Raw genomic sequence first — 15,840 nt, forward strand, 5'->3', positions numbered from 1 at the left:
ACTTATCTAGTTTTAGTAGTTGATGCGATTTCGATAATTCCATTAAGTATCTTACTTGAGTCAAAATACTCATGGGCTATTTCCCTGGCTTTTCGGCGGTGAAATTCAGGATAAGCATTAACCTGATTTATGGCATCAATGGCTTCTTCGATTGTGACAAAAGCAAACAATCCCGCACCTGTTGGTATCAACTGGTCAAATCCGGTGTTTTGAACGACTACCGGACGTGAGGCTGCCAAGTAACAAGCCGACCTACAACTAAACCACCCATTTTGATCGACAACATAGCCACCTTTGGCAATGCTCCACTCGCCAAAAGAGTTTGTTATGAAGTTTCTGTAGGCTTCTGGCCCGGAGCAAACACTATTGGCATCAATTACCTCCCAACCATATTTTTCCATTAATTTCTTGGGTGTTCTTGTCAATTGGCCATATTCCGTGTTGAGTATGTTGCTGTTCCAATCATCATGAACCAATTCAGAAAGGGCAATTTTAAAGGTACTTTGCTGATACAATTTGGGAAGTTTAATGAACTTTATGAATTCCGTATCTTTTTGCCCGTAAACAACTCCATTATGAATTAAGGGTTCATAACTTGTCCAGTTCATTATGGTAGTAAATTTATGATTACCTGCGGTTTCATTATCCCATTCCGACAATACAATCGGGCTCCTTGTGGGGTGCCAAAAAAACCCCCCCACATCTTTTCTGTCATGCAAAAGCTCACCAAAACTAAATTGCAGATCATGAAGATTAACCCGCTGAAAAAACTCAGCTTTCCTTAAATTAATTTGGGTAAATCCCGGATCGCTGTCGATATATACCATTTTGCTGGCAGCTTTATAGTGTTCTGGGTGCTCTAACGTCCCGCTAATGTTTAACAGTAGGTCTGCAGTTTTTATTATTTCCTTTCTTTTTTGAGAAGAGAGCCCAAACCACTGCTGCTTTAAGGGAAATTTGTATGCCCAATTATCTCCCAAATTGTATTTATTTAAAACTGATTTTATATGGGAAACATTTGACTCGCAGGATTCAGCAACCCAATCATTACCAGATTCCCCACCTCCTGAATTATAGGGCCATTCACCCGAATCCTCAAAATAATAAACTTCATGTCCAAGTTTACACAATCCTACCACATATTGTAGGTAGTCCCAGGTGACCCCACCCAATGTCCAGTGTTGGCCTATTAGTCCTGTCACGATAATCCTTAATCTCTCATCCATGGTAAGACTGCTTTAGTGCCTTGATTTTCTTTTCGATACCTACACTATTTAGATTTTCGATGATTTCTTTAATTTCCCCTTTTTCCATTTGGATAATTACATCGCATTCTTTAATAGTGTCTAGCCTATGGGTTACTAGAAAACTTGTCCTTCCGATCATGAGTTTTTCCATTGATTCCATAATTAAGGCTTCAGTGTTTATATCCACTGCACTCGTAGGTTCATCGAGAATAAGAATAGGAGCATCCTTTAAGAATGCTCTTGCAATTGAAATCCTCTGCCTTTCCCCACCAGAAAGTTGCATTCCTCTTTCACCTACCGTTGTTTCATAACCGTTAGGTAACTCAGTGATGAAGCTATGTGCGTTTGCTGCCTCGGAAGCTTGAGTGATTTCTTCCCTAGTTGCCCCACTTTTTCCATAAGAAATGTTTTCGTAAATGCTGGTTGAAAACAATACGGGTTCCTGAAGGACAATACCAAACTGATTTCGGTAATCAGATATCTTATATGACTTTATATTCTTACCATCTAAACGAATCTCGCCGGAAGTAGGGTCATATAACCTAGAAAGTAAACTCAGAACGGTAGATTTTCCAGAACCAGTTGTACCAATTATCCCAACCTTTTGTCCTGGTTTCACCTTAAAACTGATTTGTTTTAATACAGGCTGATCTTTTTTATAATGAAATCCTACATTCTCAAACTCCACCGATCCCAGTGATCTTTCTATTGTAATAGCGTTCGGATTTTCCTTTACATCCTGTTCTTCGTCCAAGAGGCCTACTACTCGTTCAAGACTAGCAAAAGAGGATTGTAAATAATTAACCTGTTTACTGATGGAGGTCAAAGGGCCGAATAGTTGACCTAAATACGCCATAATTAACACTAATTCACCAACGGTAATTGTTCCATCCTGAACAAAAACTGCAGCAGTATAGAGAAATAAAGCTGTTCCAGCAGCAATCAAAAGGCTAACCATGAGATCAAAAAGTCCGCCTATTAAAGCGACCTTTAACTGGCCTTTGAGGGCAACTTGAGATGTTTTGTAAAACCGCTTTTGCTCGTGATTTTCCATTACAAAAGATTTAACCACCCTGAGTGATGAAAGGGACTCATGGACAACTGCCATGGCAGCGCTCTCAGAAGCCTTTACCCAAGACCAATTCTCCTTTAACTTTTCACTGGAGTATTTGGTGAAAAATGACAACAACGGTATTATTGATAATGCAATAAAGGCTAATTTCCAATGGATGGTAATCATGATGTAAATCATGCCAGAAATAGTAAACAAAGCAGTTAGTAAGGGTGATAGTGCATTCAACACCAAGTCGCGGATAGCAGCAGCATCATATTGAATACGGTAAACTGAATCTGATACCCCGACGCTGTCATGGTAGACCATGGACAACCTTTGAATTCGGCCAAATAAAGCGTTTCGAAAAGCTAACACAATTTTTTCCCCCACGTATGATTGTAAAACCCAAAGGAATAACCCTTGCAAACTTTTTAAAAGGCTGATTCCTATTATCATCCCTGCTGCCAATATTAAAATTTGATTGAATCCATAACCCTGAGTTGCCGGAAAAAGGTTATGAATAAAACCCGGCAACGGTTCATCGCCAAATGCAGAGTCTATTACAATCTTTAAGGGTAGAGGATTCAATAGAATTAAAGGGGTGGATAGCAGGTTGAGGAGCAAGGTAACCACTATCAAGGGGAAGTAAGGTTTGGCGTAAGGGGTTACTTTAGAAAACACATACCATACGGAAGTATCATGTTTATTTGGCATGTTTCTGTTTTTTAATGGCCGCAGCGCAGCATCCTGAAGCTGTGCAGATATCCCAATATATTCTACCAACCAAAATTAACAAAAGCGATAAAAAAAGTATAGCTGCGCTTAATCCCCCATCCAAGGAAGAAAAAACTACAAGGGAAAATGCCACAGCCAAAGAATATATTGAAAATTTCGACACATATGGAGTAAGCCTATATCTCAAATACTGGTTCCCTTTAGGATGATCTTCTGATGCCATTAGTAATTTTATCCCCCCAAATGCACCTCCTTTTACACCAATATCCCACCTATCAAAATCCCCACCCCTCATTATAGATGGGTTGATTTCTTCTAAATCTTTTTCCAACGCCTCTAACCTAACTTCTGGGGATAACCAAGATTCCGTCCAAACCGAGAATTTTCTGTTTAACCCCTGCGAAAAATAGGTGGCCCCATATCTCCTCCACGGAGTAAGGTCACTACTAATTCTTCCCAATAGTCTTGCTAGGGGTTGGATGGTGAAAAGAAATAAGACTGTACTATGGAAGGCAAACTTTTTTATTCTATTCCCAATATCATGAGGGGTTGTATTAATCTTTAGGATAGGAGGAATGATAACTGTCATGGGTATGGCGCAGAGGATCAATCCAACAATAGCAAAAAGAAACAATGATGGCCAAATAAACCCAAAAAGAGAAAGGGTGAAACAAAAAGCGATCAGCAAGTACCACTCGGGCATCAGACAAAAAGAAAACATGTGGTTTTGAGCAATCTCATAAACTGATTGAAAAGGAGCTGTTCCCCAGATTCCACCATATATCCTTTTATGACTCAGGGAATCGAAAAAGGCCATCCCGTCCCCATATATTTTACCCTGCCAGGTTCTGTGACCGAATTCGTTATACTTTTTTGGCCACTTTTTTTCCAAAAAGGCCTCAGCTTTTCCATAAAAATACTGTTGTTTCCAATAACTAGATATTGTTTTTCTTCTATGATGCCAAACTAGTGCAGAGGGTGAAAAGCCAATTTTTTCACCTATTTCCTGAAATCGCCAGCAAATATCAACATCATCCCCTGCTATTCGAAACAAAGGATCAAACCCACCAATTTTTTCTAGGGAACTCTTTTTAAAGGCCATGTTGCACCCTGGTATATGTTCAGCAGTCCTGTCATCATAGAGTACGTGCGTAGGAGATCCAGGGCCATAATTTACACAAGAGGCCTTAAATCCCAGATTTCCAGGGGATACATTTGGTCCTCCAATAGCTGCGAAATCCGAGTTTTTAAATTCCTGGACCAGGTAGCTTAACCAATCCTGGTCAGGATAAGCATCTGAGTCTATGTATGCGATAATTTCCCCCTTTGAAGATCTTAACCCCAGGTTTCTTGCATGACTTAAGCCATTATTTGAGGTTCGTATAAGCCGAACATCGAAAGCAGAAACTAATTCATGGGTATTGTCTGTAGAGCCATCGTCCACCACAATCACCTCATAGGAAGGGTAATTTAATTTTTCAATTCCCATCAAACATTCCCTTATCGTGGAATAACCATTATAAACACATACGATTACGGATACCAAAGGCCAATTTGATGTTTTTTGAAAGGGATTCCTTTCAAAAGCATCCTTAACCGCAATTAATGAGGGTTTCGGCTCCCTTTCCCTAGTTGTTAATCCAAATGCCCAATCTGAAACCTCCTCTTCTCCCCTGTACCATTCATCAGTCCATGAAAAAATTATCAAACCTAAACACCCTGAATCGAATACTGTGTCTATTTGCCAATTGAGCGATTCTGCTTGGTTGTAAAGCCCATTTCTCATACTGTCCAACCCGATCTCACCCATGAGCAGAGGACGGTTTCCAGCAAGGTTTTGAAGTCGATACAGGTAAGGCTCAAGTTTATCTTTAGACTCAAGGTAAACATTAAAACTTAGAATGTCCAAAAAGGATAAATCCAGGTATTCTGTGGTAGGATAATTGACATAGGTAACAATAGATTCAGGAATTTCACGCTTGACAAAATTATAGATTGATTTTAGGTATTTCTCAACTTTTCTTTTACCAATCCACCGTACCATACTGGCTGGAATTTCATTCCCAATGGAGATACACAGTAAGGCTGAATGGTTTTTACAGGCTTCTAATTTTTCTCGAATTATAGAAAACAGGTCAATCTTTTTATCTGTATCAATAAGGTAGCCTACATATTGTTCGGCAGAAAGGCCAATCATCACTTTTAGTCCATGTTTTGCAGCTATGTCAAGGAGATGACGGGGGGGGCTTGTATGAGGGATTCTTACCGTATTTATTCCATTCTGACACATTTGTTTAAAATCCTTCTCTATCCTTTTCTTATCTTGGTACTCATTACCAATCTCATCCGGCCTAAAAGCTCCATATGATACCCCCTTGATATAAAATTTCTCCTCTCCTATGAAGATAAATTTACCCGCGACCCTAGGTTTTAAATTTGAAATAGTAGTTGATTTTCTTTGGTTATGATCAATAGCTATCTGTTGATGAGGATAGCTGTTTTTTGTAATTAATGGTAGTTTTTCTTCGGTCTTGAATTTATCCATGGTCTCAAAGGTTGGAGCTTTTTTTATTGGGTAAATGTTAATTAAACATGAAAAAATTTAAATTATATAGAAATGGCCTTTTAGATTCTTTTTATGAATCTTTTTTACCCAAATCCAAATAATATCTTCCTTTCTCAAATATCTCAAGTAATTAATAAATATGCAAGGGAAATTAAATATAAAAAAAAAGGTTTTTCAAAGAATAAAAAATGTATTTTGATTTAATGATAATTGCTTTATTCCTCATTTATTAATGAAGAATTTTTCTAATAGGTAAAATATAGAGGTATTTCCATTAATGGCATATTTCATGGAAATAAAAGGTACAAGAGTCTCTCCCTATTTAAATTTCAAAAGAAGGTTCTCGACGACCGGGGGAGATATTAGTGGTTGGCGGATATTAAGTTGAAAGACGATTACATATGAAAGTAGCGCGGATACACCAAATTTTATAATGAAATCAACGAGTTTGACAGACAGTGAAATAAATGCGGAGAACTTAAGTCAGCAGCAGTGGGTACGCTCTTTCACCACCACTGCAAAACTTCATTTCTCAAGGCATTCTATATCGTCTATTTTGTTTCCAACAACAAGAAGGGAATAAGTAGGTGAGAATTGAGCCGTAAGCTTGAGTTAAGGCAAAAGATCCGCTGGTTTTTCAAGCAAAAGGCGATGGAACAGCCATATCTTCCTCATGGTGGGGTAGGTTGAAATAGACGAATATATTGATGGGACAGGAATAGGATCAAAAGGACTTAGGAAGAAACGTGGGTAAGAAGAAAATCATAGTTGCGGGAATAGAACGGGAGCCATAATACTATTCAACTGTTACTCTTCCCATTTTAATTTGGCCAACATCACTCCTTGGAAATCTCCAAGATCACTTATAAACCACAGTCCGTCTTCCTGGATGATTTCGGGTGCCCAAATCGGAAGCTCAGCTAGGAGATTTTCATCCTTCAATACCCCGAAATTTTTGGGAAGCACAAAGAAACCCGAAAGGGTTTCAACCCCACTAGCCCCGCGTGACAAACCCGGGGTAAGGTAACAATATAGGCAACCGGCAACCCCGGGAAGGGGTTGAACTCCCCTGAACGCAAATTCCGGCGATTGTCAAAATTTGAAAACGGAAATGTTCAGAGCCTTGATGAAAGGAGGAAACTACTCACTCCACTATATTCTTATACACCCTCCCATCCTTCATAATGACCAAAAACTTCTCCTCCGGCTGGGCGATCAGGGAAAGGTCTTCCAGAGGATCTCCATCCACCAGGATCAAATCGGCTAATGCACCCTCCTCCACTACTCCCAATTTGCCGGGATAAGGGCTTCTCAGCCCGGACATTTGCAGCAATTCTGCATTGTCATATGTGACCATTTTAAGAATTTCTGCATTGGTAAACCAGGACTGTAGTCGTAAGATATACTCATTTTGGAGCTTGTTTAATTCTGGCTCAAACAGAAAATCAGTGCCCCAGGCCAATTTCACCTTATGCTTCTTGGCCAGAGGCCAAACCTTGGCTTGCCCTTCAATGACCGGCTTGCGCTTTTCCCTACGTAGGGGATCCATGTCAGGGCTATCCTCAATAAGGTTCTGAAGACTCAACCATACCTTTTTCCTAGCTAGCAATTTCATGGTCTTTTCGTCCATCAGCTGACCATGTTCAATGCACCTGACTCCCGCCTCCACGGCCTTACGGATGGCCCTGTCCGTGTAAGCATGTACGGTCACATAGGTTCCCCAATCCTCAGCAGCCTCCACGGCAGCCTTCATTTCGTCCAAGGTATATTGCGTCACATCCACGGGGTCATACGCAGAAGAAGTTCCTCCACCCGCCATCAGCTTGATTTGACTTGCCCCGAACCTTAGGTTTTCCCTGACCGCGGTAAGCACTTCTCCCTGTCCATCCGCAATAAAAGTGGCTCCCAGCTTTTCTGCCCTGGATGCCTCCCCAAAGAACTTCCTGGACCTTTCATCAGGGGTTCTGAAGTCACCATGTCCACTGGTTTGGCTGATGGTGGCACCGGATGGCCATACTCTTGGGCCTATTGCCTCTCCGTTGTCTATGGCTTGTTTTAATGGGAAAATGGGGCCTCCCACGTCCCTTACGGAGGTAAAGCCCCTCATCAGCATCTTCTCGGTCTCTAGAGGTGCTTTTTCCATTACTATCCTTTGGGAAAACAAGGGGCTCATCATCTCCTTCATAGTCAGCGACCCAAAAACAAGGTGCACATGTACGTCTATCAGCCCTGGCATAAGGGTTCCCCCATTTCCGGGGATTACAACGGTGCCTTCCGGTACCGATAGGGAGCCAGGGCCAATAGTTTGGATTTGGCTTCCACTAATCCAGACATTCAAAGGTTCCGTCAAAGAGCTAGATGCCCCATTAAAAATCCGGACATTTTCTATCAAAACAGAGGAAGGGGTTTCTTGGGCAAATAGTACAGGAAATTGTAGGATAATAAAGGCCAAGGCAAGAAGAATAGGTCTGGCTAAAATTTTCAACATACAAAAGGAATAAAATTCATAAAAACTTCTTTCTGAGCCAGTTTCCAGGTAATTCCTTTGTTCGCCTCTATCCTACTGGGTCACTAATTATTCCCCTTTCACCGGTACTACCTGAACGGTAAGGGAATCCACCACTGTCACCTCAAAACCAAGGTTTACCTCCAACTTGTTGAGTTTCTCCTCCAACTGCTTGGCACCTTGCTTGGTGACCCTACTGTCCCATACATAAAGGCTTCTCAGGTTTCCCAAATCCCCCAACGCCAGGACACCTTCATCCCCCACCTTAGTGCCATAGATATTTAAAAACTCCAAATAGGGCAACTCCTTGATATGGCCCATCGCCTTGTCAGTAATGGAGGTTTTCTCTGCCCTTAATCGAGTGAGGTTGGTCATTTTCGCCACGGAAGCAAAACCCTCATCCGTCACAGGAGAGTCCTTTATATCCAGCCAGGTCACCTGATTTGGAAAAGCCTCCGCTATTTCAGCCAACAATTCATCCACAGGTAAGCTTTTGTTGAGTGTAACTTGTAACCAGTTTTCATTGTTGGAGAGGGGTTTGATCATTACCCCCTTAGATTTTATTTCTTTTACTTTTTCTGGATCCGCTTCTTCCACCCCTTCCGCAAGTAACAATTCTACCTCGGTTTTGTTTGCATCAGGGTCTGCGAGGGTCAATAGGATATCATCTATTTCGCTGTTGGTTTTTAATTCAGCTACCTTTTTGTCAAATGGGGCACCCTCAGCAATCCACCACTCCAATAGTGCCACCTGTCCAGGGGTAAGTTGTGTCTTTCCTTTGGGGGGCATATGGTCATCATCGCTTTCGGGCAGGTGTATGCGTTTGATCATTTCACTATCCAAGGGTTGACCTGCCACGAATACGGGGCCACTCTCTCCTCCTTTTTTGAGGTAATCCACGGTGTGCATTTGAAGTTCCCCTTTCTTCTTGCTTGCGTTGTGGCATGAATTGCAGCGCATCTCCAAAATAGGATGTACGATATCCTCAAATACCACTGCCTCTTCTATATTTTCTATGGGCTTAAAACCCCTTTGCTGCTGTGGCAATCCGGCCAAAGCCCTCATTCCATCAGGCATGTATTGGGTCAGGTAGGTAGTACCATGGGTAAGGGAACCCCCATAGTGGCCGGCTCCCCCCAGAAATACCATCATCAGTGAAAGTAGGCCCACATAGGCCTTCTCCAATTTCGGATCTTGCTTCTTTTCCTTTCGGGTGTAGATAAACCAGGCTCCAAATGCAAAAACCACCAGACCAATTCCCAACCATTGGTGAATGGCCAGAAGATCTTCACTATAGCCACCATCTGTAGCCAACATCAACCCCAAAATGGCCGTAATCAATGCGGAAACGGCTCCCAAAAAAAGGGTAAATCCTACCGCTGGTCTTAAGGACCGGTATTTTTCCTTTCTGGAAACAAATTCCAAAATGAAGCCCAGAACCAAAAACCCTATGGGTAAATGCAGGAACAGAGGGTGAAACCTCCCCAAGAAAATAATGAAATCCGCTGATTGATCCATACCTCTTTACTTACTATATATTGCTATGCGATTACTTTATGTACTACTTTGCCAGAGACATCCGTAAGTCGAAAATCCCTTCCTTGCGCAAAATAGGTGAATTTCTCGTGATCATATCCCATTAGGTGAAGAATTGTTGCTTGTAAATCATGGACATGCACACGGTCTTTTACGGCATAATACCCTATTTCGTCGGTTTCCCCAAGGGTATAACCTCCCTTTACTCCTCCCCCGGCCATCCAAATCGGGAACGCTTCCGTGTGGTGGTCTCTGCCCTTGAAGGGCCAGACCCTACCCCCACGGTTTTCTTGCATGGGTGTCCTTCCAAATTCCCCTCCCCATACCACAAGGGTCTCGTCGAGCAATCCCCGTTGCTTCAAGTCTTTTACCAATGCAGCCATCGGCCTGTCCACTTGTTGGCACTTGTTGGTAAGACCCACTTCCAAAGATTCCCTTTCGCTCACCCCGTGGGTATCCCAACCCCAATCAAAAAGCTGTACGAAACGAACCCCTTTTTCAATGAGCCTTCTTGCCAAGAGGCAATTGTTGGCAAAGGAGGTTTTGCCCGGGGAAGTCCCGTACATCTCATGGATATATTCCGGTTCATCTTTGATGTCCATCACCTCAGGTACAGAGGTCTGCATGCGAAAGGCCATTTCGTACTGGGATATTCGGGTAAGGATTTCCGGATCTCCGGTATCCCTATATTCTTTTTCATTGACCCCGTTTATGGCGTCTATGGTTTGCTTTCTAAGCTTCCCGTCCATTCCTGATGGGTTACCTACATAGAGAACGGGGTCGCCTTCTGACCTACATTGTACTCCCTGGTAAACCGATGGCAAAAAACCGCTTCCCCATACCGACTTCCCCGCATCCGGGGTATTTCCCCCCGATACCAAAACGATAAACCCGGGAAGGTTTTCATTTTCGGATCCCAGGCCATAGGTAACCCATGAACCCATACTGGGGCGGCCCAGGCGGGGTGATCCTGTATGCAGAAGTAACTGGGCGGGAGCATGGTTAAACTCGTCGGTATGCATGGTTTTAATGAGCGAAACATCATCCACCATGCTTGAAAAATGAGGCAGTAGGTCGGAGACCACCATTCCCGAATCCCCCCTCTCCAAGAATTTTGCCTGAGGGCCAAGCATCTTGGGAACCCCTTGGATAAAGGCAAATTTTTTCCCTTCCAAAAGCGAGGGTGGGCAATCCTTACCATCTAGCTTCCCCAACTCCGGCTTATAGTCAAACAACTCCAACTGGGAAGGTGCCCCGGCCATATGCAAATAAATAATCCGCTTTGCCTTGGGCGCAAAATGAGGGATTTTATCCACCAAGTCCTCCATAGCCTGCTGATGGGAATCCTTTCCGGTACCACAGCCCATAAGAGAACCCAAGGCTATAGCTCCCAGGCCAGAGGCACATTGCTTTATAAAGTGCCTCCTGGTTTTGCTTTGTAACTCCCTATATTGTAGTTCTTCAATTAAATTCATCTTACTAAGATTTCATCACAAACTCATCCAGGTTCATCATGGCATTGGCCATCACTGTCCACAGTGCCAATTCCTTGCTCTCCTCACCTGTGAATTGGCAAATGGCTTCTGGATCATTGTCAAAATATACCGAAGTTTGTTGGTATAACTTCAATAGATCTTCCATTTTATCCTCTTGGATACCCCTTAACATGGTGAGGCTGTACATGAGTTTAATCTTTTGGTCCACCTTCTCGCTACCCTTGTCCTTCAATACCTTGCGGGCCAAAGCTTGAGCAGCCTCTAGATAAACCGGGTCATTTAAAGTCACCAAGGCTTGTAGAGGGGTATTGGTGTTAATCCTGCGAGGCAGGCAAAACTCCCGGCTCGGGGCATCGAAGGAGATGAAAGAGGGATATGGACTCGTTCTTCTCCAAAAGGTATAAAGAGCCCTTCTGTTCCGATCTTCCCCTTGGCTAGTTTTCCAGCTGAAGCCCCCACTATACACTACCTGCCAAATGCCCTCCGGTTGCACGGGCATCACACTGGGACCAAACATTTTTCCGCTGAGCAAACCACTCACTGCCAATGCCTGGTCCCTAACTTGCTCAGAGTTGAGCCTGACCCTTGGCCCCCTAGCTAGCAGTTTATTTCTGGGGTCCACCTCTTTATGGTCATCCCGCATTATGGAAGACTGCTGATAAGTGGAAGAACTTACTAATTCTTTGAGTAATGCCTTGACATCCCAATTATGGTGATGGATAAACCTAAGTGCCATCCAATCCAACAACTCAGGGTGAGTGGGGGGGATTCCCTGGGACCCAAAGTCCTCTAAAGTTTCAACGATCCCCAGGCCAAACAGTTGTTCCCAAAACCGATTGACAGTAACTCTTGCGGTTAAGGGGTTTTTATGGGAAATGATCCACTGGGCAAGTCCCAGCCTATCCTGAGGCCAATCATTTTTGAAACTGTTCCATTTTTCCGGTACCCCGGGTTTCACCTCTTCACCCAAGACCATCCAGTTTCCCTTTTCAAAAACCCTGGTCTTCCGCCTATACCCGTCTTTTAAATCCACCATGATAGGCGTGGTAGTCCTTTTTTTATCTGTATTGAAGATGTCATGAAAATCTTTTTCTACCTTATCGTACCCTTTCTGACCCTCCCCAGGAAGAGCCTGATGCAATACGACCCACTCGATAAAGCACTCTGTATGGGCTTTATCGGCACCTTCCAGCACAAAATACAGATCCCGCTTCCCAAACATAGGTTTGATGGGCACTGAAAGTGTCTCTCTTATGGTATATATTTTATCCTTTTTCTCCTCATTGTCAAAAACCTTCTTGGTCTTTTGGTTCACAGGGAATGAACCTATGATTTCCCCATCCTTAGCATCTACCCTTATCTGCATTACCCCTACAGAGGTATCCGCCTGGTACCTAAGCATTAACCTGTTTTCGCCCGTAAAGGGGACTTCTTTTCTTCTGGAATACACACTATCCGAAACCTTGAAAACAGAGGTTCCGGGGATGGCAAGCCCCTTTTCCATTTGCTCGAAGAAATGGGGGTGTAACTTGGGCTCGGTGATTCTGATAAGCTGTCTGTAGTAGCGAGGATTATGTTCTGCATTTCCTCCGCAGTGCCCCCTCACCCATTCCTGGATCCTTTCCAATGCCGACTGGTCTTCTTCATCTTCAAAATCCACCAATACCGGAGACTCACTTGGGATGTCTGCATCTGCACTTTGGTTGAAAAATGCCATGGACTTAAAAAAATCCTCATGCCTAATGGGGTCATAAGGATGACTATGGCACTGCACACATTCCATCGTAGTACCTTGTAATACCGACCATGTGGTATTTACCCTATCTATCAGTGCTGCATTCCTGAATTCCTCGTTGTCTGTCCCCCCTTCGTCATTATTCATAGTGTTTCTATGGAAGGCAGTGGCTATATAATTAGGATCGTCGGGTTTAGGAAATAGATCCCCTGCAAGCTGCTCAGCCACAAACTGATCAAAAGACATATTGGTGTTGAAGGCTTTGATTAACCAATCCCTATATTTCCAGATGCTTCTTGGCCTATCTGCCTCATATCCTTTGGAATCTGCATACCTGGCCAAGTCCATCCACATGGCTGCCCAGCGTTCCCCATAAGCCGGGGATGAAAGCAGCTCATCGACAAGGTTTTCATAAGCATCCGCTGAGTCATCCTCAACAAATGCCGCCACTTGCTCCAAAGTAGGAGGTAATCCGGTGAGGTCTAAGCTGACCCTTCTAATCAAACTGTATTTATCTGCCCTTGGGTTGGGGGACAACCCTTCTTCAGTCATCCTTTGAAGCACAAATTTGTCTATGTCATTAGACACCCATTCGCTGTCTACATTGGGAACCTCCTGCTTTTTGGGAGGGATATAAGCCCAGTGATCTTTCCAGGGTGCACCCTGATTGATCCATCTACGAAACAACCTAACTTCCTCATCCGTGAGTGGATCGGCATCTAGTGGCATTCTGACCTCGGGATCATGATGCGTGATCCTATTCAGCAATTCACTTTTCCATGTATTGCCTGGGACTATAGCCCTAAGCCCGGATTCGTTTACGGCCAAGGCTTCCTCCTCAAAAAGTAGGCTGAACCCACCAGATTTTTTCACACCACCGTGACAGGCGATGCATTTTTTATTTATGATAGGCCTGATATCGGCATTAAAATCCACTGGCGGACCCAGAATGCTTGCTGGTATTGCCTCCTGCTTATTTTCAACAGGCACAATTCTCAGAAACCCTATTACTGCAAAGAAAACCAACAGGCAAATTGCAGCTATGATGGGTTTCCTCCAAGGATTAATATAAGTCACTTTAGGGTTCATGGTACATTCAGTAGCTTTCCAAAGTAGAGAATTATTTCTTCAAATCAAAAGCAACTAGGGCAAAGGACAATAGCTTTTGTTAAAGGGTAAAATAAGGCCATGAAGGTGGTTTTGAAGGTGTTACTAACCGTGGTTTTCTCACCCAAATAGCGGGGAGCTTAAGTATCTGTCACCCCGATCGCAAGTAATGCATACCAATACACCCTCTTCCAGGGTTTCTGCCAGTTCCAGTGCAGCATGCAAGGCTCCTCCACTACTCATCCCTGCCAGGATGCCTTCTTCCTTTGCCATCCTCCTGGTCATGAGGGTAGCCTGTTCTTCACTTACATCAATGACTTGGTCCACTCTTTCCTTTTCAAAAATTTTGGGCAGAAATTCCGGGGACCACCTTCTGATGCCAGGTATGCTGGAGCCATCTGTGGGCTGGGTGCCTATTATCTGGATATTAGGATTCTTTTCTTTTAAATACCTCGACACCCCCATGATGGTGCCGGTAGTCCCCATCGCGGAGACAAAATGAGTGATTTTCCCTCCAGTATCTTTGTAGATTTCCGGGCCAGTGCCATGGTAATGGGCCAGGTAATTATCAGGATTGGCAAATTGGTTTAGCATAAAATAGCCATCCTTTTCTGCCATTTCCTCGGCAAGGGTACGGGAATACTCTATGGTCTTTTCGGCAGGTGTCAACTTCACCTTGGCACCATAGGCCTCCATGGAAAGGACCCGCTCCCTAGTAGAGTTATCCGGCATTACTAAGGTCATCTCCACCCCCAGCAGATTGGCCACCATGGCCAGGGCAATGCCAGTGTTTCCACTTGTGGCCTCTACTAATTTGTCCCCCTTTTTAATCTCTCCCCTCTCAATGGCCATCTTTATCATGTGGAAAGCAGCCCTGTCTTTCACAGAACCTCCGGGGTTTTGGCCTTCAAGTTTACAAAAAATCTTCACCTTCGGGCGAGTGGGAATATGTTCTAAGGCAATCAAAGGCGTATTGCCGATGAGTTCAAATAACTTCATAGTGTTTGGGTGTATTTACGGGTTACACATCGTTCTTCAACACATAAAAATCAGTGAGTTGAGAAGACCCGTCATAGATTTTGGTTTGGTAATAGATTTTGCTGTTGGGTGGAATACTTTTAGTAAGCCAGACGTTCCCGCCTACCACACTTCGCTCCCCAATTTCTGTATCCCCACCTAAAATAGTGGCTCCGGCATAGATCACCACGTGGTCACCGATGGTAGGGTGTCTTTTTTTATCCGCGTCCTCCTTGTTAACGCTCAGTGCTCCCAAGGTCACCCCTTGATAGATCTTTACGTGCTCTCCCACCAAGGTGGTTTCGCCTATTACAATGCCTGTACCGTGGTCAATGCAGAAATGACGCCCAATATTTGCACCGGGATGTATGTCCACACCTGTTTTGCTGTGGGCGTATTCCGTCATCATCCTTGGGATTAAACCTACACCCAAACTATGCAATAAGTGCGCAATCCTATAAGCCGAAATGGCATAAAAACCCGGGTAACAGCGGATGATCTCCGTCTTGGACTTGGCCGCAGGATCCCCATCGTACATGGCTTGCAAATCCTCCTGAAGCAGCGCATATACCCCTTCCAGCTTAGTGAAAAAGGCCTCTCCCAATTCTTCTCCATCCCCACCGTGTAAGCGGCTGTTTTTCTTTAGGATGTTTTTGAGCTGTACCTTCAAATCGAAAAGTTTCATTTCCAAGGTACCTATGTCTTTCAACACCTCATTGGCATGTTCCGGAAATAGAATGCCCAAAATATCATCAAAAAACTTTCGTATTATTTTTGGGGAGGGGCATTCCGGGCATTTATTGTGGGCTTGGTGAAGTTGCTGTACAAAACCGTTCATTGT

10 protein-coding genes are annotated in these 15,840 nt (G+C 43.7%); all 10 read right to left on the bottom strand.

Annotated elements, in window-relative coordinates; genetic code table 11:
- Positions 1-2: 2 nt before the first annotated feature.
- Complete coding sequence (locus tag DB520_RS21310) at positions 3-1,226, bottom strand: glycosyltransferase (protein ID WP_114751794.1); 1,224 nt, start codon at positions 1,224-1,226, stop codon at positions 3-5.
- Entirely contained in the window at positions 1,219-3,015 is a 1,797-nt protein-coding gene (locus DB520_RS21315; RefSeq protein ID WP_114751795.1) for an ABC transporter ATP-binding protein, read from the bottom strand. Before DB520_RS21315 ends, DB520_RS21310 begins: the two co-directional genes overlap by 8 nt.
- Complete coding sequence (locus DB520_RS21320) at positions 3,005-5,581, bottom strand: glycosyltransferase (RefSeq protein WP_114751796.1); 2,577 nt, start codon at positions 5,579-5,581, stop codon at positions 3,005-3,007. Before DB520_RS21320 ends, DB520_RS21315 begins: the two co-directional genes overlap by 11 nt.
- Before the next feature lie 828 nt (positions 5,582-6,409).
- Positions 6,410-6,613, bottom strand: coding sequence for a hypothetical protein (locus tag DB520_RS21325; protein ID WP_114751797.1), 204 nt, complete (start codon positions 6,611-6,613; stop codon positions 6,410-6,412).
- 133 nt (positions 6,614-6,746) lie between these two features.
- A complete protein-coding gene (locus DB520_RS21330; RefSeq protein ID WP_114751798.1) occupies positions 6,747-8,090 on the bottom strand; it encodes a metal-dependent hydrolase family protein in 1,344 nt (447 codons plus the stop codon).
- Positions 8,091-8,177: 87 nt separating this feature from the next.
- Complete coding sequence (locus DB520_RS21335; protein WP_114751799.1) at positions 8,178-9,626, bottom strand: c-type cytochrome domain-containing protein; 1,449 nt, start codon at positions 9,624-9,626, stop codon at positions 8,178-8,180.
- Between the two features lie 23 nt (positions 9,627-9,649).
- A complete protein-coding gene (locus DB520_RS21340) occupies positions 9,650-11,119 on the bottom strand; it encodes a DUF1501 domain-containing protein (protein WP_114751800.1) in 1,470 nt (489 codons plus the stop codon).
- Between the two features lie 4 nt (positions 11,120-11,123).
- On the bottom strand, positions 11,124-13,964 hold the full coding sequence (locus DB520_RS21345) for a DUF1553 domain-containing protein (protein ID WP_114751801.1): 2,841 nt from the start codon (positions 13,962-13,964) through the stop codon (positions 11,124-11,126).
- 138 nt (positions 13,965-14,102) lie between these two features.
- Positions 14,103-14,981, bottom strand: coding sequence for a cysteine synthase CysM (gene cysM / locus DB520_RS21350; RefSeq protein ID WP_114751802.1), 879 nt, complete (start codon positions 14,979-14,981; stop codon positions 14,103-14,105).
- Positions 14,982-15,003: 22 nt separating this feature from the next.
- Positions 15,004-15,837, bottom strand: a complete 834-nt coding sequence (gene epsC / locus DB520_RS21355) for a serine O-acetyltransferase EpsC (RefSeq protein ID WP_114751803.1) — start codon at positions 15,835-15,837, stop codon at positions 15,004-15,006.
- Between the last annotated feature and the right edge of the window lie 3 nt (positions 15,838-15,840).

This window comes from Pleomorphovibrio marinus (assembly GCF_003347495.1).
Taxonomy (GTDB): domain Bacteria; phylum Bacteroidota; class Bacteroidia; order Cytophagales; family Cyclobacteriaceae; genus Pleomorphovibrio; species Pleomorphovibrio marinus.